Source organism: Hydrogenophaga sp., assembly GCF_051860785.1.
Lineage (GTDB): Bacteria > Pseudomonadota > Gammaproteobacteria > Burkholderiales > Burkholderiaceae_C > Hydrogenophaga.
Map to the genome: position 1 here is coordinate 67,349 of NZ_JBIMLB010000001.1, position 22,117 is coordinate 89,465.

The 22,117-nt window shown below is 65.4% G+C and carries 19 protein-coding genes; 17 read left to right on the forward strand and 2 right to left on the reverse strand.

Features of this window, described 5'->3' with window-relative positions; all coding sequences use genetic code 11:
* Positions 1 to 3 precede the first annotated feature (3 nt).
* The 8 genes from ACTIF6_RS00310 to ACTIF6_RS00345 all read left to right on the forward strand — a co-directional run bounded on the left by ACTIF6_RS00310 (position 4) and on the right by ACTIF6_RS00345 (position 10,006).
* The gene (locus tag ACTIF6_RS00310) at positions 4 to 696 is read left to right on the forward strand and encodes a response regulator (RefSeq protein WP_439586002.1); all 693 of its coding nucleotides are present in this window, start codon (positions 4 to 6) and stop codon (positions 694 to 696) included.
* Entirely contained in the window at positions 680 to 2,167 is a 1,488-nt protein-coding gene (locus tag ACTIF6_RS00315; RefSeq protein WP_439586003.1) for an ATP-binding protein, read from the forward strand. Before ACTIF6_RS00310 ends, ACTIF6_RS00315 begins: the two co-directional genes overlap by 17 nt.
* A 122-nt stretch (positions 2,168 to 2,289) precedes the next feature.
* On the forward strand, positions 2,290 to 2,982 hold the full coding sequence (slmA, locus tag ACTIF6_RS00320; RefSeq protein WP_439586004.1) for a nucleoid occlusion factor SlmA: 693 nt from the start codon (positions 2,290 to 2,292) through the stop codon (positions 2,980 to 2,982).
* A gap of 166 nt (positions 2,983 to 3,148) precedes the next feature.
* The gene (locus ACTIF6_RS00325) at positions 3,149 to 3,850 is read left to right on the forward strand and encodes a TetR/AcrR family transcriptional regulator (RefSeq protein ID WP_439586005.1); all 702 of its coding nucleotides are present in this window, start codon (positions 3,149 to 3,151) and stop codon (positions 3,848 to 3,850) included.
* Between the two features lie 41 nt (positions 3,851 to 3,891).
* On the forward strand, positions 3,892 to 5,688 hold the full coding sequence (locus tag ACTIF6_RS00330) for an acyl-CoA dehydrogenase C-terminal domain-containing protein (protein ID WP_439586006.1): 1,797 nt from the start codon (positions 3,892 to 3,894) through the stop codon (positions 5,686 to 5,688).
* Positions 5,689 to 5,725: 37 nt separating this feature from the next.
* On the forward strand, positions 5,726 to 6,166 hold the full coding sequence (locus tag ACTIF6_RS00335; protein WP_439586007.1) for a DUF2147 domain-containing protein: 441 nt from the start codon (positions 5,726 to 5,728) through the stop codon (positions 6,164 to 6,166).
* Positions 6,167 to 6,297: 131 nt separating this feature from the next.
* Entirely contained in the window at positions 6,298 to 8,697 is a 2,400-nt protein-coding gene (locus ACTIF6_RS00340) for a 3-hydroxyacyl-CoA dehydrogenase NAD-binding domain-containing protein (RefSeq protein ID WP_439586008.1), read from the forward strand.
* Between the two features lie 103 nt (positions 8,698 to 8,800).
* The gene (locus tag ACTIF6_RS00345; RefSeq protein ID WP_439586009.1) at positions 8,801 to 10,006 is read left to right on the forward strand and encodes an acetyl-CoA C-acyltransferase; all 1,206 of its coding nucleotides are present in this window, start codon (positions 8,801 to 8,803) and stop codon (positions 10,004 to 10,006) included.
* Positions 10,007 to 10,110: 104 nt separating this feature from the next.
* Here ACTIF6_RS00345 and ACTIF6_RS00350 read toward each other — a convergent pair whose 3' ends face one another.
* Positions 10,111 to 12,393, reverse strand: coding sequence for a patatin-like phospholipase family protein (locus ACTIF6_RS00350; RefSeq protein WP_439586010.1), 2,283 nt, complete (start codon positions 12,391 to 12,393; stop codon positions 10,111 to 10,113).
* A 91-nt stretch (positions 12,394 to 12,484) separates the two neighbouring features.
* Here ACTIF6_RS00350 and ACTIF6_RS00355 point away from each other — a divergent pair, with 91 nt between their 5' ends.
* Both ACTIF6_RS00355 and ACTIF6_RS00360 read left to right on the forward strand, forming a co-directional pair.
* Entirely contained in the window at positions 12,485 to 13,249 is a 765-nt protein-coding gene (locus ACTIF6_RS00355) for an enoyl-CoA hydratase (RefSeq protein ID WP_439586011.1), read from the forward strand.
* Positions 13,250 to 13,375: 126 nt separating this feature from the next.
* A complete protein-coding gene (locus tag ACTIF6_RS00360; RefSeq protein ID WP_439586012.1) occupies positions 13,376 to 14,044 on the forward strand; it encodes a hypothetical protein in 669 nt (222 codons plus the stop codon).
* A gap of 65 nt (positions 14,045 to 14,109) precedes the next feature.
* Here ACTIF6_RS00360 and ACTIF6_RS00365 read toward each other — a convergent pair whose 3' ends face one another.
* A complete protein-coding gene (locus ACTIF6_RS00365; protein ID WP_439586013.1) occupies positions 14,110 to 15,027 on the reverse strand; it encodes an SDR family oxidoreductase in 918 nt (305 codons plus the stop codon).
* Between the two features lie 240 nt (positions 15,028 to 15,267).
* On the opposite strand from ACTIF6_RS00365, the gene ACTIF6_RS00370 reads away from it, so the two are divergent.
* The 7 genes from ACTIF6_RS00370 (at position 15,268) to ACTIF6_RS00400 (ending at position 22,099) form a co-directional block, all read left to right on the forward strand.
* Positions 15,268 to 16,764 (forward strand): ATPase domain-containing protein, encoded by a 1,497-nt coding sequence (locus ACTIF6_RS00370; protein ID WP_439586014.1) that lies wholly within the window; start codon positions 15,268 to 15,270, stop codon positions 16,762 to 16,764.
* Positions 16,761 to 18,308: a hybrid sensor histidine kinase/response regulator gene (locus tag ACTIF6_RS00375; protein WP_439586015.1), complete on the forward strand. Its 1,548-nt coding sequence runs from the start codon at positions 16,761 to 16,763 to the stop codon at positions 18,306 to 18,308. The genes ACTIF6_RS00370 and ACTIF6_RS00375 overlap by 4 nt, the downstream gene beginning before the upstream one ends.
* Positions 18,309 to 18,347: 39 nt before the next feature.
* Complete coding sequence (locus ACTIF6_RS00380) at positions 18,348 to 18,701, forward strand: hypothetical protein (protein ID WP_439586016.1); 354 nt, start codon at positions 18,348 to 18,350, stop codon at positions 18,699 to 18,701.
* A 91-nt stretch (positions 18,702 to 18,792) separates the two neighbouring features.
* Positions 18,793 to 19,548 (forward strand): TerC family protein, encoded by a 756-nt coding sequence (locus tag ACTIF6_RS00385; protein ID WP_439586017.1) that lies wholly within the window; start codon positions 18,793 to 18,795, stop codon positions 19,546 to 19,548.
* Positions 19,549 to 19,600: 52 nt separating this feature from the next.
* Entirely contained in the window at positions 19,601 to 20,293 is a 693-nt protein-coding gene (locus ACTIF6_RS00390) for a Bax inhibitor-1 family protein (RefSeq protein WP_439586018.1), read from the forward strand.
* A gap of 22 nt (positions 20,294 to 20,315) precedes the next feature.
* The gene (locus ACTIF6_RS00395) at positions 20,316 to 21,641 is read left to right on the forward strand and encodes a hemolysin family protein (protein ID WP_439586019.1); all 1,326 of its coding nucleotides are present in this window, start codon (positions 20,316 to 20,318) and stop codon (positions 21,639 to 21,641) included.
* Positions 21,638 to 22,099: a hypothetical protein gene (locus tag ACTIF6_RS00400; RefSeq protein WP_439586020.1), complete on the forward strand. Its 462-nt coding sequence runs from the start codon at positions 21,638 to 21,640 to the stop codon at positions 22,097 to 22,099. The genes ACTIF6_RS00395 and ACTIF6_RS00400 overlap by 4 nt, the downstream gene beginning before the upstream one ends.
* The last annotated feature ends 18 nt before the right edge of the window (positions 22,100 to 22,117 follow it).

The window sequence follows — 22,117 nt, forward strand, 5'->3', positions numbered from 1 at the left end:
TCCATGCGACTGCTCCTGGTCGAAGACGACGTCATGGTGGCCAGCGGCATCAAGCTGGGGCTGTGCGACGCCGGCTATACCGTGGACTGGGTGGGCAGTGCCGAGCGCGCCACCGAGGCTTTGGATAGCGACACCTTTGACCTGGCCATCGTCGACATCGGCCTGCCTGGCATCGACGGCCTGGAGCTCACACGTCGTTTGCGCATCGGCGGCCTGCAGATGCCGGTGCTGATCCTCACCGCGCGCGATGCCCTGCACGACCGTGTACAGGGTCTGGACCTCGGTGCCGACGACTACATGGTCAAGCCCTTTGAGCTGCCGGAGTTGCTGGCCCGGCTTCGCGCCTTGTTGCGCCGCTCGCAGGCCGCCAATTCGGCGGTGCTGGGCTTCGGCCCGCTTGAAATGGACACCGCGCACCGGCGCGTGACGCTCGCCGGGCAGCCCATGGAACTGGGGCCGCGCGAGTGGACCGTGCTGGAATACCTGCTCATGCAGGTGCCCAAGCCAGCAGCCAAAGACAAGCTCTTGCAGGTGCTGACCGGCTGGGACAAGGAAATCACACCCAACGCGATCGAGGTCTACGTCTCGCGCCTGCGCGCCAAGCTCGAGCCCGCGGGTATCTGCTTGCGCGCCATCCGGGGGTTCGGCTACCGGCTCGAGCTGGCCGAGCACCCGGGCCATGCAATCACCGCCTGAAGACGTCGCACCGCGCGGCATGATCTGGGGCCTGCAGCGGCGCCTGCTGGTGCTGTTGCTGATCACGGTTGGCCTGATTGTCTCGGTCAGCGTCTTCTTTCACTACCAGAGCGCGGGCACGGCGGCCCTGCAGCAGGACCAGCGGCTGCTGAGGCTGGTGCCCTTGCTCGCGGACTCCGTGGTCGTGAGGAGCCCGGATTCCGAAGAGCACGTGAACCTCGATGAGCCCCTGCAGCGCGCGGCCGATCTGTTGAATTCGCCAGGGCTGACCTTGCTGCTGGCGCCGGCCGTGGCCGAGTTCCTGTCGGAGCAGCACGGCTTCGCTGCCTTTGCTGTGTTCAACGACCTGGGCAGCCCATTGCTGGGCGAGCGCTGGTTGCCCACGGTGCTCCCCAGCACACGAAATGCGGAGTTTCTCAGCGTGGTCGAGGCCGGTGTCACATACCGCGTGGTGGCGCAGCGCGTGCGCACCGAAGCGGGTGATCTCATCGTGATGCTGGCCGACGGCTCCGACGCGCGCCAGCAATGGTTCAGCAACGTGCTGCTGCGGGTGTTGCTGCCCAACCTGATTCTGTTCGCGGTCGCAGCAGCGGTCATATCCCTGGGCGTTGCGCGGGCCTTGCAGCCGCTCATGGAGCTCAAGCAGGCCGTGGAGAACCGATCCCCGCGCGACCTCAACCCGATCGATGCCGCCGGTGTGCCAGCCGAAGTTCGCCCGCTGGTGGTTTCTCTCAACCGCCTGTTTTTTCTTGTCAACGCGCAGACCGAAGCCCAGCGCCGTTTCGTGGCCGATGCCGCACACCAGTTGCGCACACCACTGGCTGGTCTTCAGGCGCAGGTGGAAGCCTGGGCCCAGGCCGCGCGCAGCATGGACGGTGGCGACCTGCTCAGCCTGCGCGCCGGCCAGGTGCTGCGGCTGCGCGATGCCACGCGACGCACCTCGCAACTCGCCAACCAGTTGCTCGCGCTCTCGCGCGCCGACGCCATCAGTGCCGACGTCCAGCCCATGCAGCGTGTCGACCTGATGGCGCTGTGCGAGAACATGCTGGCCCTCTACCTCGATGCCGCCGCGAGCAAACGCATCGACCTCGGCCTGGAAACGCGCCCCGCGCAAACCCTGGGCCACGCCTGGTTGCTGCGCGAGATGCTGCTCAACCTGGTGGACAACGCGATCAAGTACACCCCGCAGGGCGGGCGCGTTACCCTCCGCTGCGGCGTGGACAACGGCCCTACCGGCGTGCAGGCCTGGATGGAGGTGGAAGATGACGGGCCGGGCATCCCGCCCGACGAGCGCCTGCGCGTCTTGCAGCGCTTCTACCGTGTGCCGGGCACGACCGGCGAGGGCAATGGCCTGGGCCTGGCCATTGCCGACGAGATCGCCCGCGCACACGACACCCATCTGCAACTCGATGCAGGCGCGATGGGGTTGGGACTGCGTGTGCGCGTGGCCTTCGAGGCGGTCACTCACTGACCGCGCACAGGCCCGCTGCACTGGCCGCGAGGGCCGGCAACCGTGTGCGAGAATCGCCGAACGGAAGACACACCAGGGCCGGGTACACGGCCAGCAGCTCATCACGAACGGATCGATCACCCATGACCTCCAACGTCCCTGAGTCCCCGTCCCCCGCCGACGACGCGGCGCAGGAGGCCGCCACCGCCATCGAGGCTGCAGCCCACCCGGATGGTGCCGGACGCAAACGCCCCAAGCCCGGCGAACGCCGCGTCCAGATCCTGCAGGCACTGGCGACCATGCTGGAACAGCCCGGCGCGGAACGCATCACCACCGCTGCGCTGGCCGCCCGGCTCGACGTGAGCGAGGCCGCCCTCTACCGCCACTTTGCCAGCAAGGCCCAGATGTTCGAGGGCCTCATCGAGTTCATCGAGCAGTCGGTGTTCGGCCTGGTCAACCAGCTCGCCGATCGCGAGCCCGACGCCAATGCCCGATCGCGCAAGCTGGTCACGCTGCTGCTGCAGTTCGGCGAGAAGAACCCTGGCATGGCGCGCGTGATGGTCGGCGACGCCCTGGTGTTCGAGAACGAGCGCCTGCAGCAACGCATGAACCTGTTCTTCGACAAGATCGAATCCACGCTGCGCCAGAACCTGCGCGAGACCTCGGTGGTGGCCGGTGCCGCCACGCCCACGGTGGACGCGCAGGCCGATGCCTCGGTCATCACGGCGTTCTGCGTTGGACGCCTGCAACGCTTCGCACGCAGCGGCTTCAAGCGCTCACCCTGCGAGAGCCTCGATCACAGCCTGAACCTGCTGTTGCCCGACGGCAAGCTCTGACTGGAGCATGGCGAGAGTGTGATTTAGGGCGCAGCCCCTAAACAAACGTCCCTACAAACGCCGCAGGTTGGCATCTCGCGGGGGTTTTGCGGTAAAAATAGTACGACCGTTCGATTTGTCGGGCGGTCTCATCTTTTTTCACCCGATCCACCCGAGGACCGAACCCATGAGCGTCACCCCGATAGCCCGCCGCGCGCGCGCCGACGCCTCGGCCCAGAAACCCATGCAAAAGGGCCAGCAGACCAAGGCCGCCATCGTGGATGCCGCGCTCGGCCTGGCCACGCAGATCGGCCTCGAAGGGCTGTCCATTGGCGCGTTGGCCGAGGTCATGCAGATGAGCAAGTCCGGGGTGTTCGCCCATTTCGGCTCGCGCGAAGAGTTGCAGATTTCGGTGGTGCGTGAGTACCACACGCGCTTCGAGGAAGAGGTGTTCTACCCCGCGCTCGACACGCCGCGTGGCTTGCCGCGCCTGCGCAAGCTGTTCGACAACTGGATGAAGCGCACCTCGGTCGAAATCGACTCGGGTTGCATCTACATCAGCGGCGCCGTGGAGTTCGACGACCGCCCCGGCCCGGTGCGCGACGCCCTGGCCAGCTCGGTGAACACCTGGCTCACGGCGATGCGCCGCGCCATCGAGATGGCCATCCAGGAAGGCCACCTTGATGCCCAGACCGATGCGGCGCAGATGGCCTTCGAGGTGCACGCACAGATTCTCGCCCTGCACTACGAGGCGCGCTTCCTGCGCACGCCCGGCTCGGTGCAACGCGCCCTCACGGCCTTCGAAGGCATCGTGCAGCGCCACGGTGGCCTGCCTGCGTTTGAAGCCAAAGCCCGCAAATCTCCGGCCGCTGCGCGCACGCAGGGCTGATTCTTTTCACGATTTCACAAACCCAGCAAAGGAGTTTCCCCATGCCCATCTACAACCCGCCCTTGCGAGACATGCAGTTTGTGATGCACGAAGTGCTCAAGGTCACCGACGATTTCAAGGCCATTCCGCAGCATGCCGAGACCGATGTGGACACCATCAACGCGGTGCTGGAAGAGGCTGGCAAGTTTGCCTCGCAGGTGATCTTCCCGCTCAACATCAGCGGCGACACCGAGGGCTGCACGCTCGACCAGAAGACCCATGAGGTCAAGACGCCGACCGGTTTCAAGGACGCCTACAAGACCTACGTGGAAGGTGGCTGGGCCGCGCTGTCGTGCGACCCCGAGTTCGGTGGCCAGGGCCTGCCGCTGGTGGTGAACCAGTGCTTCTACGAAATGATGAACTCGGCCAACCAGGCCTGGACCATGTACCCCGGCCTCACGCACGGCGCCTACGCCGCGCTGCACACCTACGGCACCGACGAACAGAAGAAGACCTATCTGCCGAAGATGACCAGCGGCGAGTGGACCGGCACCATGTGTCTGACCGAGCCGCACTGCGGCACCGACCTGGGCCTCATGCGCACCAAGGCCGAGCCGCAGGCCGACGGCACCTACAAGCTCACCGGCAACAAGATCTTCATCAGCGCCGGTGAACACGACATGGCCGACAACATCATCCACCTGGTGCTGGCCCGCCTGCCCGATGCGCCTCCCGGCATCAAGGGCGTGAGCCTGTTCATCGTGCCCAAGTTCAACGTCAAGGCCGACGGCTCCATCGGCGAACGCAATGGCATTTATTGCGGTGGCCTGGAGCACAAGATGGGCATCCACGGGAACGCCACGGCGCAGATCGTGATCGACGGCGCCGTCGGCACCATCGTGGGCCAGCCGAACAAGGGCATGCAGGCCATGTTCGTGATGATGAACGCCGCCCGCCTGGGCGTGGGCAACCAGTCGCTCGGTCTGACCGAGGTGGCCTACCAGAACGCCCTGGCCTATGCCAAAGACCGCATCCAGATGCGCTCGCTGACCGGCCCCAAGGCCAAGGACAAGCCCGCCGATCCGATCATCGTGCACCCGGACGTGCGCAAGATGCTGCTGACCGCCAAGGCCTACGCCGAAGGCGGCCGCGCGCTGGCCATCTTCTGTTCGGTGCTTCTGGAGAAGGTCCACCACCACCCGGACGAGAAGGTGCGCAAGGACAGCGACGACATGCTTTCGCTGCTCACGCCCATCACCAAGGCTTTCCTGACCGATAACGGCTACAACGCCGCCACGCAGTGTCAGCAGGTCTTTGGCGGCCACGGCTACATCAAGGAATGGGGCATGGAGCAGTTCGTGCGCGATGCCCGCATCAACATGATCTACGAAGGCACCAACACCATCCAGAGCCTGGACCTGCTGGGTCGCAAGGTGCTGGGCAACAACGGCGCAACGTTGAAGAAGTTCGGCAAGCTCGTGGGTGCGCTGGTGATGGAAGAGGGCGTCAACGAGAAGATGGCCGAGTTCATCAACCCGCTGGCGGTGCTGGGCGACCAGATCACCAAGTTCACCACCGAGATCGGTTTCAAGGGCCTGCAGAACGCCGATGAAGTGGGCGCGGCTGCGGTGGACTACCTGCGAGTCGCTGGCCACCTGGTGTTCGGCTACTTCTGGGCCCGCATGGCACAGGTCGCGCTGCGCGAGATCGCCGCAGGCAACACGGACCCGTTCTACTCCGCCAAGCTGCAGACGGCGCGCTTCTACTTCGCCAAGCTGTTCCCCGAGACCGCGACGCTGATGCGTACGGCGCGTGCCGGCAGCAAGGTCTTGATGGACACCGACGCAGCTCTCGCCTAACCCCAGGTTTCTTTTCACAACACCACAGGAGACAAGCATGACCAAGATCGCACTGACCGCCGTGGCCCTTTCGCTGGCTTCCCTGTCTGCGTTCGCGCAGATGTCGCCCGTGGGGCTGTGGAAGACCATCGACGACGACACCAAGAAGGAGAAGTCGTTGGTCCGGATCACGGAGAACAACGGCGTCTACAGCGGAAAGATCGAGAAATTCCTCGATCCGGCCACCAAGGCCGATGCGGTGTGCGACAAGTGCACCGACGAGCGCAAGGACAAGCCCATCCTGGGCATGACCATCCTGCGCAACCTCAAGCAGAGTGCCGACGAAAAGACCGTGTACGACGGCGGCGACATCGTCGACCCCAACAACGGCAAGGTCTACCGCAGCCGCCTCAAGCCGGTGGAAGACGGCAAGAAGCTGGAGATGCGCGGCTACATCGGCCCGTTCTACCGAACGCAAGTGTGGCTGCGGGTCGAATAGGAAAACACCCCCGCCGCGCTCCGCGCGACCCCCTCAAGGGGGCGACACCTGCGGCCCGGCAAAGCCGGTTCCGCGGTATCTCTCGACAACTACCCCTCACGCGTTGCGTGGCGTGAAAAGGAATGCGAAGAATGAACCGATTTCAAGTGAAGAAAGTCGCCGTGCTCGGCGCGGGCGTGATGGGTGCGCAGATCGCTGCGCACCTGGTCAACGTCAAGGTGCCGGTTGTTCTTTTTGACCTGCCCGCCAAGGAAGGCCCGAAGAACGGTATCGTCACCCGCGCGGTGGAAGGCCTGAAAAAGCTCAAGCCGTCGCCGCTCGGCGTGGTGGCCGATGCCGACCTGATCGGTCAGGCCAACTACGAGGAGCACATGGAGCAGCTGCGCGACTGCGACCTCATCATCGAGGCCATCGCAGAGCGCATGGACTGGAAGCTCGACCTGTACACGAAGATCGCGCCTTTCATTGCGGAGCACGCGATCGTCGCGTCCAACACCTCGGGTCTGTCGATCACCAAATTGAGCGAAGCACTGCCCGAAGCGATCAAGCCGCGCTTCTGCGGTATCCACTTCTTCAACCCGCCGCGCTACATGACGCTGGTGGAACTGATCGCGACGCCGACCACCGAACCGCAGATCCTCAACGACCTGGAGACCTTCGTCACCAGCGGCCTGGGCAAAGGCGTGGTGCGCGCCAAGGACACGCCGAATTTCGTCGCCAACCGCATCGGCATCGCCGGCATGCTGGCCACGATGAAGGAGGTGGAGAACTTCGGCCTCACCTACGACGTGGTCGACGACCTCACCGGCAAGCGCCTGGGCCGCGCGAGCAGCGGCACCTTCCGCACCGCCGATGTGGTGGGCCTGGACACCATGGCCCACGTGGTCAAGACGCTGCAGGACAACCTGAGTCTGGAGACCGATCCGTTCTACGGCAGCTTCGGCACACCGCCGGTGCTCAAGGCGCTGATCGAGGCCGGCAACCTGGGCCAGAAGGCCAAAGCCGGCTTCTACAAGAAGGTGGGTCGCGACATCCTGCGCTTTGATCTGGAGAGCGGCGACTACGTGCCCGGCGGCGAGAAGGCCGACGAGGTGTACGGCCGCATGCTCAAGCGCCCGGCCGCCGAGCGCCTGAAACTGCTGCGCAACGCCGAAGGCCCGCAGGGCCAGTTCCTCTGGGCCATCCTGCGCAACAGCTTCCATTACGCTGCGGTGCACCTGGCCACCATCGCCGAGACCGCGCGCGACGTCGACCAGGCCATGCGCTGGGGCTTCGGCATGAAGCAGGGCCCGTTCGAGCTCTGGCAGGAAGCCGGCTGGCTTGAGGTGGCGAAGATGATCCAGGAGGACATCGATGCCGGCAAGGCGCTCTCCAATGCGCCACTGCCCGATTGGGTGTTCAAGGGACCGGTGGCCGATGCGGGCGGTGTGCACACGGCGCAGGGATCTTGGAACCCCACCAAGGGCGAGTTCGAAGGCCGCCTGCAACTGCCCGTGTACCAGCGCCAGCATTTTCCCGAGCTGCTGCTGGGCGAAGCCGGCCCGAAGTTCGAGACCGCCGGCAACACGATCGAAGAGAACGATGCGATCCGCATCTGGACGCTGGACGAACACGTGCTGATCGCCAGCATCAAGACCAAGATGCACGCCATCAGCCCCGAGGTGTGCGAAGGCCTGATGGCCGCCGTGGACCTGGCCGAGAAGGAGTATCAGGGTCTGGTGATCTGGTCGGGCGACGAACCCTTCAGCGCCGGCGCCGATCTGCAGGCCATGCTGCCGGCCTTCATGGCCGTGGGCGTGAGCGCCATTGAAGACGCCGAAGGCTTCATGCAGCAGACCATGCTGCGCCTGCGCTATGCCAACGTGCCCGTGGTGTCTGCCGTGCGTGGCCTGGCGCTGGGCGGCGGGTGCGAACTGGCCGTGTACAGCGCGCGCCGCGTGGTGCACATGGAGAGCTACATCGGCCTGGTGGAAGTGGGCGTGGGCCTGGTGCCTGGTGCCGGTGGCCTCACGTACATCGCGCGCCGCGCGGCCGAGAACGCCGAGACCTCGACAGGCAAGGACCTGCTGCCTTTCCTCACCGAAGGCTTCACCGCCGCCGCGATGGCCAAGGTGGGCACCAGCGCGATCGAGTCGCGCAAGCTGGGCTACGTGCTGCACTCGGATGTGATCGTTCCGCACAAGGACGAGCTGCTGTACGTTGCCATCAACGAGGCCAAGGGCCTGTTCAACGGCGGCTACCGCGCGCCGCACAAGCGCCTGTTCCCGGTGGCCGGCCGCGATGGCAAGGCCACCATCCTGGGCAGCCTGGTCAATATGCGCGACGGCGGCTTCATCAGCCAGCACGACTTCCACATCGCCTCGCTGATCGCCAACGTGGTCACCGGCGGCGACGTCGAGCCCGGCACGCTGGTGAACGAGGACTACCTGATGACGCTGGAGCGCCAGGCCTTCTGCTCGCTGATCGTGCACCCCAAGACGCAGGAACGCATCCTGGGCATGCTCAACACCGGCAAGCCTGTGAGAAATTGACCCACCCCTGCCGCGCTTTGCGCGACCCCCTCAAGGGGGCAACACCAGCGGCCCGGCAAAGCCGGTTCCGCGGTGTTCTGGAAAAGACACTTTTGGAGTCAACATGAAACAGATTCAAGACGCCTACATCGTCGCCGCCACCCGCACCCCCATCGGCCGTTCGCACAAGGGTTCCTTCAAGCACCTGCGCCCGGACGACATGCTCGCCCTCGCGCTGCGTTCCGCGCTCGCGCAGGCCCCGGGCCTGGACCCCAAGGCCATCGAAGACGTGATCTGCGGCTGCGCCATTCCCGAGGCGCAACAAGGTCTGAACGTGGCGCGCATCGGCGCCATCCTGGCGGGCCTGCCCAACAGCGTGGGTGGCATCACCGTCAACCGCTTCTGCGCTTCCGGCCTCTCGGCCGTGCAGATGGCGGCCGACCGCATCCGTGTGGGCGAGGCCGACGTGATGATCGCCGCCGGCACCGAGAGCATGAGCATGGTGCCCATGATGGGCAACTCCCCCAGCCTCTCGCCCACCATCTTCACCAACACCGACGACGTGGAGAGCTACGGCATCGCTTACGGCATGGGCCTTACGGCCGAGAAGGTGGCGCAGAAGTGGAAGGTCTCGCGCGAGGATCAGGACGCCTTTGCGCTTCAGTCTCACCAGCGCGCCGTGCTGGCCATGAAGAACGGCGAGTTCACCGACGAGATCACGCCGGTGGAAGTGACCGAGCGCAGCGTGGACCTGGAGAGTGCCGAAGTCACGACGAGCACCCGCACGGTGAATCTGGACGAAGGTGCGCGACCCGACACGTCGATCGAAGGCCTCGCCAAACTGCGCACCGTGTTCGCCGCGCGCGGCTCGGTCACGGCGGGCAACAGCTCGCAGACCAGCGACGGTGCGGGTGCGCTCATCCTCGCAAGCGAGGCCGCCATCCAGCGCTTCGGCCTCACACCGCTGGCGCGTTTCGTCAGCTACGCCTCGCGCGGCGTGCCGCCGCACCTCATGGGCATCGGCCCGATCGAGGCGATTCCCGCCGCGCTGAAGTCCGCCGGCCTGACGCAGGACCAGATCGACTGGATCGAACTCAACGAGGCCTTTGCCGCGCAGTCGCTCGCCGTCATCAACACCCTGGGCCTGGACCCGAGCAAGGTCAACCCCATGGGTGGCGCCATTGCGCTGGGCCACCCCCTGGGTGCCACCGGCGCCATCCGTTCTGCCACCGTGGTGCACGCCCTCAAGCGGCACAACAAGAAGTACGGCATGGTCACGATGTGCGTGGGCATGGGGCAGGGCGCCGCCGGCATCTTCGAACGGGTGTGAGGATCTCCCCCCGCGCCGCCTGCGGCGTCACCCCCCGGGGGGCAATGCCTGTGGCCCGGCAAAGCCGGTTCCACGGCATTTCTGGATGAGGCACGTCTCGCCGGCTACGGTCGGCCGAGGAACAGGTACAGCCCGGTGTAGCCGCGCGGTGCGCTCACGATGCTGAGGTACAGCGGCCCGATGCCGGTGTCTGCGCCCACGAAGAGGCTGCTGCCCGCGCGCATGCCGCGCAGTGTGATGTCGCTGCGGTTCGTCCAGGCGTTGCCGGCTTCCAGCGAGCCGCCCACGAAAAGCGCGCGCGCCACGCCCGCGCTGTAGGGCAGGCGCTGGTAATAGGTGAGACGGCCGAACACCAGGTAGTTGCCCGCCACTTGTCCCACTCGGTAGCCTGAGAGTTGCTGGAAACCGCCCAGCGCGTATTCGTCCACAGCGCCCAGTGGGATCTGACTCGCGTAGGCCAGGCGCGCGCCGGCGTTGAGCGTGTGCACGCCCCAGGTCTTCACACCGGTGGCGGTGCCTTCCAGGCGTGTGAAGCTGTCGCTGCCGGTGGCCACACCGTGGTAGGTGCGCCGTCCCAGCACCACTTCGCCCTTGGCGCGGTAGCCGTTCGAGGGGAAGTTGGCGTAGTCCAGCTGGTCGGCAATGACGGCGCCGCGCACGCCTACCTCGTTCCAGCTCAGCGTGCCTACCAGGTCCTGCGGCAACACACCGGCAATGAGTTCGGGCGTGACCTTGCGGTGCGCCGCCACCAAGCCCACGCGCATGTCGCCCACGTTGCCCAGCAGGCCCATGGGCCAGCCCAGGTCCAGGCCGGCCTGGATGCCCTGCCGTCGCACCAGCGCGACCGATCGTCCCAGGTCGTCGTACAGTTCCACGCGCCGCAGGTTGGCGTCCACATAGCCCGATACGAAGCGGTCGCTTCTCAGCGTCAGGGGCTGGAACAGCTCCGAGTACAGGCCCAGGGTCTCGCCCAGCTGGATGCGGTTGCGCCACTCGGCACCGCTCTCGTTGAGCCAGTGGCGGTTGTGGCTCAGGCGCAGGTTGAACGCGCCCTGGCCCTGGAAGTCGGTGCGCAGGTCCAGCCCCACACGCAGGTAGTTGGGTCCCCAGGTGTTCTCGGTCAGCCGCAGCGTGAGGTCTTCGGCGCCGTCGTCGCGCCGTGTCAGGCTGTAGTCCACCCGTTCGTAGTCGCCCGTGGCCGCCAGCTTCTGCAGGTCGCGCTCGAGCCGGGGCACGTCCAGGCGCTGGCCTTCGGCGGTGTCCAGTGCGGTAGCCAGGCGTGCGGCGTGTGCCTCGTTCACGCCTTCGAACTTCACCGAAGCCACCGCACCGATGCGCGCGGTGTTGGCCGTCGCCCGTGCCTGTCGCTCCTGGGCCCATTGCCGGTAGCTAGGTGCGTCCGCGCTGAAGCGCGCCAGGGCCTCGCCCACCGTCTTGCCGTAGTCGTTGCCCAGCTTCACGAGCTCGGCCACCTTGCCGAAATCCGCAGAGGTCAGTTGGCCCAGGGGTGGCTGCAGCAGCAGGTCGTTCGGCGTGAGCGTGGCGATGCTGGCCCGCACGTTCTGCTCGGTCAGGATGTGCACCATCTGCATGGTCACGCCGAACAATGTGCCCAGGGAGGCGCGCCCACCCAGCGGCGTACCGATGTCCACCGCGATCACCACATCCACGCCCATGCGCCGCGCCACGTCCACCGGCAGGTTGTTCACCAGTCCGCCGTCGCCCAGCAGTCGGCCGTCCAGGTCGAGTGGCGCGAACACGCCGGGCACCGACATGCTCGCGCGCAACGCGGCTGCGAGGTCGCCATGGTCCAGCACCACCGGTTGGCCGTTCTCCATGTCGGTGGCCACGGCGCGAAAGGGCGTGGGCAGGCCGTCGAAGGTGGCCAGGTGCCGCGTGGACAACGTGTAGCGCCGCAGCAGCATCTCCAGCGAGCGCGACGACACCGCGCCGCTGGGCAGGATGAACTGGCCATTGCGGAAACCCAGCGTCAGCACGGGCGAGAGCTCGAAGTCTTCCTCCTTGCGGCGCTGCGAGAGCAACTGGCGCGGCTCGCGGCGGTCAAACAGATCGCCCCATTCCACCGACTGGATCTCGCGTTCCAGTTCGTCCGCGCTCATGCCACTGGCGTACAGGCCGCCCACGATCGCGCCCATGGAGGTGCCCACGATCACGTCCACCGGCACGCGGGCGGCCTCCAGCGCCTTGATGACGCCCACGTGCGCGAAGCCGCGAGCACCGCCGCCCGAGAGCACCAGGCCGATGCGGGGACGTTCGGCCCCTGTGGTGGATGAAGGCGCCTGCGCCAGCGCGGGCGCTGCCAGCAGCAGCAAGGCCATCGCACAGGCCAGGCTTTGGACGAGGAAAGAGGTGGATCGGAGCCGCATGAGTTGGCAAGTGTAGAGGGCCATCGCCTGAAAAAAGCACGCCCGTTCGTGGTAATTTCCGGGTCCCATCCCTGCACAACCCGAGGCACCCATGAGCGACATCCTCGTCCACACCGAAGCCGGCGTCTGCACCATCACCTTCAACCGTCCCGACAAGAAGAACTCCATCACCGCCGCCATGTACGGCGCCATGGCAGACGCCCTGCAGGCCGCGCGCGACGACGCCAGCGCGCGCTGTGTGTTGATCCAGGGCAGCGAGACCATCTTTTCCGCCGGCAACGACATCGCCGATTTCCTCAACAACCCACCCGCCGGGCGCGACTCGCCGGTGTTCCGCTTCCTGCGCGGCATCGCCGAGTTTCCCAAGCCGCTGATTGCCGCCGTGTGTGGCCCGGCCGTGGGCATCGGCACCACCTTGCTGTTCCATTGCGACCTGGTGTACGCCGGCGACAACGCCGCCTTCTCCATGCCCTTCGTCAACCTCGGCCTGTGCCCCGAGGCCGCGTCCAGCCTGCTGGTGCCGCAGATGCTGGGCTACCACCGCGCCGCCGAGGCGCTGCTGCTGGGCGAACCCTTCATGGCCGAGGCCGCCCTCGAAGTCGGCCTGGTCAACCGCGTGCTGCCGCCGACCGAAGCCGCCGGCTACGCGCAGACCGTGGCACGCAAGCTCGCCGCCAAACCCATCAGTTCGCTGGTGGAAACCAAGCGCCTCATGAAGAAGAACCAGGCTCCGCAGGTGCTCGCCGTGATGGACGAGGAAGGTGCGAGCTTTGGCCGCATGCTGCGCGAGCCTGCCGCGCGCGAGGCGTTTGGTGCGTTCATGGAACGGCGCAAGCCGGATTTCTCCAGGTTGTGAGGGTGACGGACAGGGTCGCTGGTGTCCATCGGGTACGCGCCTTGCCACATGGAAGCAGATGCTGCGGCAGCCACGTCGATGTGGCGGCAGTGTCTGCATCCATTCACCATTGCAAGGAGATTTCTGATGGGCCAACACGACAAACGCAATCGCCAGCAAGGCGGCGGGCAGCAAGAGGGCTACAGCCCCACCGGCCGCCAGTACGGCTGGAACGAGTCTTCGCGCCAGCCCCAGGGCGACTTCGGACGCGGGCGCGACCATGCGCAACTGGGCAGCAGCGACGACGACTGGCGCCGGCGGCAAGACAACCTGGGTGCCTACCGGGACGACGAATCGCCCAGCCCCTGGGGCGGGCGTGGTAGCCAGAATCAGCGCCATGGTCAGGACAACCGCTACAGCCAGTACGGCATGCGCGACAGCGAGCAACGCTACGACCAGGATTCGCGCGACCAGTACGACCGCGACCGGCAAGGTCGTTTCAGCGGCGGGTTCGATGACGAGCGCCGCAGCGTGGGCTACCAGGGTGGCTACGGCGGCTATGGCTACGGCTATGGCGGTCAGCAGGGCTACGACCAGCAGCAGCGCGACCAGTTCGATCCCGACTACAGCCAGTGGCGCCGCGAGCAGATGAGGGCGCTGGACGACGACTACCAGCAATGGCGCGAGGATCGCTTCAAGAAGTTCTCGGACGAGTTCTCCACCTGGCGTTCCAGCCGCAGCCCGCAAGCCGGTGGCAAGAACGAAGGCGGGACCACGACGCCGAGCAAGTCGAACAAGGATGGCGGCAACAGCTGAAGCCGCCTGATGTTGTTTCAAACCGAGGGCGGGCTTCTGGCCCGCCCCCGGTTTTTTTGAGCCGATCAGATCGCGTCCACGCTGCCCGTCACAGGGAGCACGACGCCGGTGATGTAGCTCGAGCAGCAGGGTGAAGCCAGGAACACATAAGCCGGTGACAGTTCTTCGGGCTGGGCGGCGCGCTTGAAGTCGGTTTTCTGTCCGAACTCGGCCACCTTGCTGGCGGGCAGATCCTTGGGATTCAGGGGAGTCCACACGGGGCCGGGGGCCACTGCGTTCACGCGAATGCCACGCTCCAGCAGGTTGCTGGCCAGCGACTTGGTGAAGGCGTGGATGGCGCCTTTGGTGGCCGCGTAGTCGAGCAGTTCTGCACTGCCCCGCAAGCCGGTGACCGAACCGGTGTTGATGATGCAGGCGCCTTCCTGCAGGTGTGGCAAGGCCGCCCGGGTCATGCGGAAGTAGCCCCCCAGGTTCGTGTCCCAGGTTTCCCGCAAACGGTCGTCGTCAATGTCCTCGATGGACGCTTCATGCTTCTGGAACGCGGCGTTGTTCACCAGCACATCCAGGCGGCCAAAGGCTTTCATGGTTTCGGCCACCGCCTGCTCGCACCAGGCTGCGTCTTTCACGTCGCCCTGCAGCACCAGGCACTGCCGCCCCTCGGCCTCCACGCAGCGGCGGGTGTCCTCCGCGTCGTCTTCGGACGAGAGGTAAGTGATTGCCACGTCCGCGCCTTCGCGGGCGTACAGAATGGCCACGGCGCGGCCAATGCCGGAATCGCCACCCGTGATCAGCGCCGTCTGGCCTTGCAGTTTCTGGCTTCCCTGGTAGTCCGGGGCCATGAAACGGGGCTGGAGATCCAGGTCCGACTCCTGGTCGGTCGGCCCGAGGTGCTGGGCCGGCATGCGGACGGGCTGGCGGCGCGGTGCTTTGGGCGTGCTTTTTTTTCCGGACTTCGGCTTCTGCGGCGTGGAGGTGGTGGACATGACGAACTCCCAGGTTGCAATTGGCGGTGAACCAACACAGGGCACGCCGCGTGCCAAGACGACCGAAGAGAACAGCAAGCCACGCTGGAAAAAGCTGCAGCAATCGGGTTAGACAAGTCTTCTGAATGCAGCGGCTGGAAATGCTGGATGGGCACTTGTCCTACAAGAGGGCCGTGATCCGCACGGGAGAATTCCTGGCGTGATGGCAATAACAACGAACCTTGACGCATCAGGATACGAATGAGCACCGAAACCCTGACCCACCTACACAAGACCGGCGTGCCCGGCCTGGATGATGTCCTGGGCGGAGGCCTGACCCGAGGGCGTCTGTACCTCGTGGAAGGCAACCCCGGCTCCGGCAAGACCACCCTCGCCATGCAATTCCTGTCCGAAGGGGTGCGCAGGGGTGAGCGCGTGCTGTACATCACCCTTTCGGAAACCGCTGAAGAGCTCCAGGGTGTGGCGGAGTCGCATGGCTGGACCCTGGACGGCATTGACGTCAGGGAGATGCTGCCGGGCCAGGATGCGCTATCGCCCGACGAGCAGTACACCATCTTCCATCCTTCCGAGGTCGAGCTCGGCGAGACCACCGCTCGCATTCTCGAAGAGGTGAACCGCAGCAACCCGACCCGGGTGGTGTTCGATTCTCTTTCGGAACTGCGCCTGCTGGCCGGCAATTCGCTGCGCTACCGCCGCCAGATTCTGGCGCTCAAGCAGTTCTTTGCCGGGCGCAACTGCACTGTGCTGCTGCTGGACGACATGACAGCGACGGAACATGACCTGCAGGTGCAGAGCATTTCGCACGCGGTGGTGAGGCTGGAGCAGATCCACCCAGACTACGGCAGCACACGAAACCGGCTCATCGTGCTCAAGTACCGGGGGCAGTCCTTCCGGGGCGGCTACCACGACTACAAGATCGTCAAGGGCGGCCTTGTCGTGTTCCCCCGCCTGGTGGCGGCGGAACATGTGGAAGCGGTGAAGCACCTCAAGCTTCCCAGTGGCCTGAAAGAGCTCGACGAATTGCTGGGGGGTGGCATCGAGCGTGGAACCAGCACCTTGCTGGTCGGGGCGCCAGGTACCGGTAAATCCAGCGTGGCCGCGCAGTTTGCGGTGGCCGCGGCCGAGCGTGGAGAAAGCGCCGCGTTGTTCATCTTTGATGAAAGCATTGGCACCTTGCGCTCCCGTTCGAGAGGCATGGGCCTGCCGCTGGACAAGCACATCGAATCGGGCCGGATCCGGGTGCGCCAGGTCGATCCAGCCGAACTCTCCCCGGGTGAATTCGTGCACGAGATCCGCCAGGCCGTCACGCAGCATGGGGCCAGGGTGGTGATCATCGACAGCCTGAACGGCTATCTCAACGCCATGCCGGACGAACGCTTCCTGGTCGTGCAACTGCATGAACTGCTGACCTTCCTGGGCCAGTCCGACGTGGCGACCATCCTGATCGGTGCCCAGCACGGCCTCATCGGCACCCAGATGAGTTCGCCCGTGGACGCGAGTTACCTGGCCGATGCCGTGGTGCTCATGCGCTATTACGAGGCAGAAGGCGAGGTGCGGCAAGCGATCTCGATGGTGAAGAAGCGCAGCGGCGAACACGAGCGCAGCATCCGCGGCTTCCGCATCGATCCCAACGGGATTTCAGTGGGTCCACCTTTGCGGCAGTTCCGCGGCATTCTCACCGGCGTGCCCATTCCTTTGACCAACGCCGGTAGCCCCGAAGGCACGAACGCCCCATGACTGACGCCGAAGAGCAGAACACCGAGCTGCGCGTTCTGCTCAAGATGGTCACGGCGAAGGATGCCGTCATGGTCACCCGCTTGCTCGCGCGGTCGGGCATTTCGGCGGAATCGTGTGCAGACGCCGCGGCTCTGGCGGCCGAAATGACGGCAGGCGCCGGTGCCGTGGTGATCGCCGAAGAGGTGCTCGCCGATCTGGGCTTCGGGCGCGTCATGCTCGCCTTGAGGGCGCAACCTCCCTGGTCCGATCTGCCGGTCATCGTCGTGGCCCGTTCGGGCGTGGATTCGATCGCCATCACCGAAGCTGTAGAGCAACTGGCCAACCTCACCGTGCTCGAGCGGCCCATGCGCGCTTCTTCACTGGTGAGTTCGGTGAGAACGGCACTGGCCGCCAGGAAACGGCAACACCAGCTGCGCGCCACGCTCGAAGGCTTGCACGAGGCGGACCAGCGCAAGACGGAATTTCTCGCCACGCTGGCACACGAACTGCGCAACCCGCTCGCTCCTCTGCGCACCGGCCTGACCATTCTTTCGAAAATGGGGCCCAGCCCGGAAAAGGCTCAATCGCTCTACGCCATGATGGAGCGGCAGCTCACCCACATGGTGCGGCTCATCGACGATCTCATGGAGGTCTCGCGCATCACGCGCGGCAAGATTGAACTTCAGCCGGCGACCGTGGCCCTGGATCGTGTGGTGCTGGACGCGGTGGAGGTGAGCAAGCCGCTGTTTGTGGCGGCGGGGCAGGAACTGATGCTGGACCTGCAGTGCGCGCCGTGCACCGTGCATGGCGATGTGGTCCGCCTGACCCAGGTGTTCGCCAACCTGCTCAACAACGCGTCCAAGTACACCCCACCCAATGGACGCATCCTGGTCGCCATGAGAGCGGACGACAGCACCGTGCAGGTGCAGGTGACGGATTCCGGCATCGGCATCCCGCCGCACATGCTGGACAACGTGTTCGACATGTTTGTCCAGGTCAGCGGCACATCGCGCGCCGCGCAGGGTGGCCTGGGCATCGGGCTCACGCTGGTGCGCAGCCTGGTGGAGTTGCACGGTGGCCGAGTGCACGCCACCAGCGGGGGAGCCGGTTCCGGCACCACCATGACGGTGGAGCTCCCTCTGGCCCCTGCCATCGCGGCAGCAACCGAACCCGCTTCGCCCGCTGTCACGCACGACGTGGCCGGTGGCCACCGCATCTTCGTGGTGGACGACAACCGCGACGCCGCCGACTCGCTGGCGCACCTGCTCGGCCTGATGGGGGCCAGTACCTCGGTGGCCTATGGCGGTCGTGAAGCGCTAGCAGCCATGTCGGCCAACCCGCCCACCATCGCCTTCATCGACATCGGCATGCCCGTGATGGACGGGTACGAACTGGCCAGCCGTATCCGCGCCACCCATTCCCTGGCGGGTGCGGTGCTGGTCGCGCTCACGGGCTGGGGCCAGGCGAACGACAAGGAGCGCATCATGGCCGCGGGTTTCGACCACCACCTGCTCAAGCCAGCGGACATTCACGAACTCGCGCGGGTGTTGCAGACGATCGAATGAATGGTGACGCTCCCCGGTGAGCGCTAGAATCCCACCACCATGCGCCGCTGGCTCCTCGCCCTGTTTGCCTTGCAGTTCTTCTGCAGCGTCAGCGCATTCACGTTCGCCAACACCGACGCGCTGGAATCCTCGCCCAACACCGCCGGCGTGGTGGTCGAGGCGTCAAAGGCTTCGCTCGACATGACGGTGAAGGGCACCATGTCCGCACTCGATGCCGTGCATGGCCTGCTGGACGAGATTCCCGAGTTGCCCGAATGCCTTGACGTGGCGATCGGTGAAATGACCGTCGCCACACCCTGGGATCTCCCTCGTGATCACCTGATCATCGAGTGGACACCACCCGCGCTGGACGGGCCACAGCGCCCTCCCCGAAGCTTCATCGCCCTCGCCTGAGGGCTTGCCCGGCCATGTCGCCGGGCCCGCTTCCGACGGTGCTCACCGTCTTCCGTGCCTCTCACTGGCACAAAAACCGGCCTTCTCCACCATGATGGAACTCCTTTCCGACCCCAATGTCTGGATCGCTTTTGCGATGCTGACCGCCCTGGAAATCGTTCTGGGCATCGACAACATCATCTTCATCTCCATCCTGGTGAGCCGCCTGCCGCCCCACCTGCGCGACAAGGCGCGAAGGCTGGGCATTGGCTTCGCCATGGTCTCGCGGCTGCTGCTGCTGTTCACCTTGAGCTGGATCATGGGTCTCACGGCAGACCTTTTCACGGTGTTGGGTCAGGGCATCAGCGGCCGGGACATCGTGCTCCTGTTCGGCGGCCTGTTCCTGCTGTACAAGGCGTCGCACGAAATCTTCGTCGAGGTCGAGGTGGGGGAACGCCACGCCACCGCACCCACCGACGACGAAATGCTGCGCGCCACAGGATCCCGTCTGTTCTGGGGAATCATCGGCCAGATCGCCATCATCGACATCGTGTTCTCGCTCGACTCGGTGATCACTGCCGTGGGCATGGTCGACCACATCAGCGTGATGGTGGCCGCCGTGGTCATTTCCGTGGGCGTGATGCTGATCGCCGCCAAGCCCATCGGCGAATTCGTCGACCGCCACCCATCGGTGAAGGTGCTGGCCCTGGCATTCCTGGTCATGGTGGGCATGGCGCTCACCGCCGAAGCCTTCGACCAGGAAGTGCCCAAGGGCTACATCTACGCCGCCATGGCGTTCTCGCTCGTGGTCGAGGGGCTCAACATCCGCGCGCGCGCCAAACGGCAGAAGGCTGCGGCTGCGCGCTGATCTTCTTGTCTTCTTTTCTTTTCTTCATTCACTCAACCATCAGACACTTCACATGAACACGCCACTCAATACCTACGCGAATCCCTCGTCCACGCTGGACACCACCGCCCGCAACCGCGTGCTTCGCAACACCTACTGGCTGCTGGCCCTGTCCATGCTGCCCACCGTGCTAGGCGCCTGGGTGGGCGTGGCCACGGGCATCACCGCCGGGCTCACCGGCTTCATGGGTCTGATCGTTTTCCTTGGCGGCGCCTTCGGCTTCATGTTCGCCATCGAGAAAACCAAGAACTCGGCCGCCGGCGTGCCGGTGCTGCTGGCCTTCACCTTCTTCATGGGCCTCATGCTCTCGCGCCTGCTGGCCATGGTGCTGGGCTTTTCCAACGGTTCGAGCCTGATCATGACGGCGTTCGGCGGCACGGCCGCCATCTTCTTCGGCATGGCCTCGCTCTCCAGCATCGTCAAGCGCGACCTCACCAACATGGGCAAATTCCTGTTCATCGGCATGATCATGTTGCTGGTGGCGGGCATCGCCAACGTGTTCATCCAGTCCGGCGCGCTGATGATCACGCTTTCCGTGCTGGCCATCGGCATCTTCTCGGCCTTCATCCTGTACGACCTCAAGCGTGTGCAGGACGGCGAGGAAACCAACTACATCACCGCCACGCTGGGTGTGTACCTGAGCCTGTTCAACGTGTTCCAGGCCCTGCTGTCCCTGCTGGGGCTGGCTGGCGGTCGCGACGAGTGACCCGGGAGCACGAAGCCCCACCATGGAAATTGCCATACTGTTCGCGCTGATTCTGCTCAATGGCTTGTTTGCCATGTCAGAGTTGGCGCTGGTTTCCGCCCGCAAGGTGCGTCTGCAGAAACTCATCGACGAAGGCGACAAGTCCGCAGCCGCCGCCGTGAAGCTGGGCGAAGACCCCACCCGTTTTCTTTCCACCATCCAGATCGGCATCACCTCCATCGGTGTGCTCAACGGGATCGTCGGCGAGGCCGCGCTGGCGGCGCCATTCGCCCTGTGGCTGGCCGGCCTGGGCGTGGCAGAGCCCTACAACGCCTACGCCGCCACCGGCCTGGTCGTCGTGCTCATCACCTACTTCTCCATCGTGGTGGGGGAACTGGTGCCCAAGCGCCTCGGCCAGTCCTACCCGGAGACGCTGGCGCGCCTGGTGGCACGTCCCGTCGACTGGCTGGCGGTGGCCACCAAGCCCTTCGTGCTGCTGCTCTCGGTCTCCACCCGCGCACTGCTCAAGCTGCTGGGCGTGAAGGAGAGCAACGGCAACTCGGTCACCGAGGAAGAGATCCACGCCATGCTGGCCGAAGGGACCACGGCGGGCGTGATCGAATCGCACGAGCACACCATGGTGCGCAACGTGTTCCGCCTCGACGACCGGCAGATCGGTTCGCTGATGGTGCCGCGCAGCGACGTGGTGACGCTCGACCTGGACCAGCCGTTCGAGGTCAACATGGCCCGCGTGGAGTCTTCGGACCATGCCCGCTTTCCCGTGGTGCGCGGGAACATGAACCAGGTGGTGGGCGTGGTCAACGCCCGCAAGTGGCTTTCGCAGGCACTGCGTGGCGAATCCCGCGAGCTGACCGCCCAGCCGCTGCAGGACCCGCTGTACGTGCCCGAAACCATCACCGGCATGGAGCTGCTCGACAACTTCCGCCAGTCCGACGTGCACATGGCCTTCGTCATCGACGAGTACGGCGAAGTGCAGGGCATCGTCACCTTGCAGGACCTGATCGAAGCCATCACCGGCGAGTTCAGCCCCAAGGACCCGGAAACCTCCTGGGCCATGCAGCGCGAGGACGGCAGCTGGCTGCTCGATGGTCACATCCCGGTGCCCGAACTCAAGGATCGGCTGGGACTGATCACCGTGCCCGACGAAGAGCGCGGCCGCTACCACACCCTCAGCGGCATGATGATGCTGCTCACCGGCCGCCTGCCCAAGGTGACCGACATGGTGATGTGGGAGAGCTGGCGCCTGGAGATCGTGGACATGGACGGCCGCTCCATCGACAAGGTGCTGGCCACCCCCTTGCCAAAGGACGTGGCCGAGGGCACCGAAGAGGTGCAGCACCCCACATGAGGCGATGGAAAGCGCTGCGCGTGGCGCTGCTGGCCGGCACTGCGGTGTGGCTGGCCGCCTGCGCGGACGGCTACCCAACCGAAGACGGGGCGTTGGTGCTGACCTACGGAATGAGCACAGACGCCACGCTGAGCGCCATGAACACCATTGGCCAACATAGTTACCTCGAACACCACTGGCGCTACGAACTGGATGACGTCTGCAGGCTGCGCGTGCGATCTCGAGGACTCGACGGCGGCGAAATAACGCTGCCCACCTCGGGGCCCCGCTTGCAGACTCGCGTGGTGGTGGCAGGCGGCGAGCGTTCCCACATGGTGTTTGCTCAAGCACCGGGTTCCGCAGCTTTGCGCGGAACGATGGTTCTGGGTGGCGCCAACGAATTCGATGCCGGCCAGATGAAGTGGTTGGTGGAGTACTTGGCAACGAGTTGTCAGAACATGCCGGCACCAATCAGGTGAGCAAGCGCTGCGACCAAT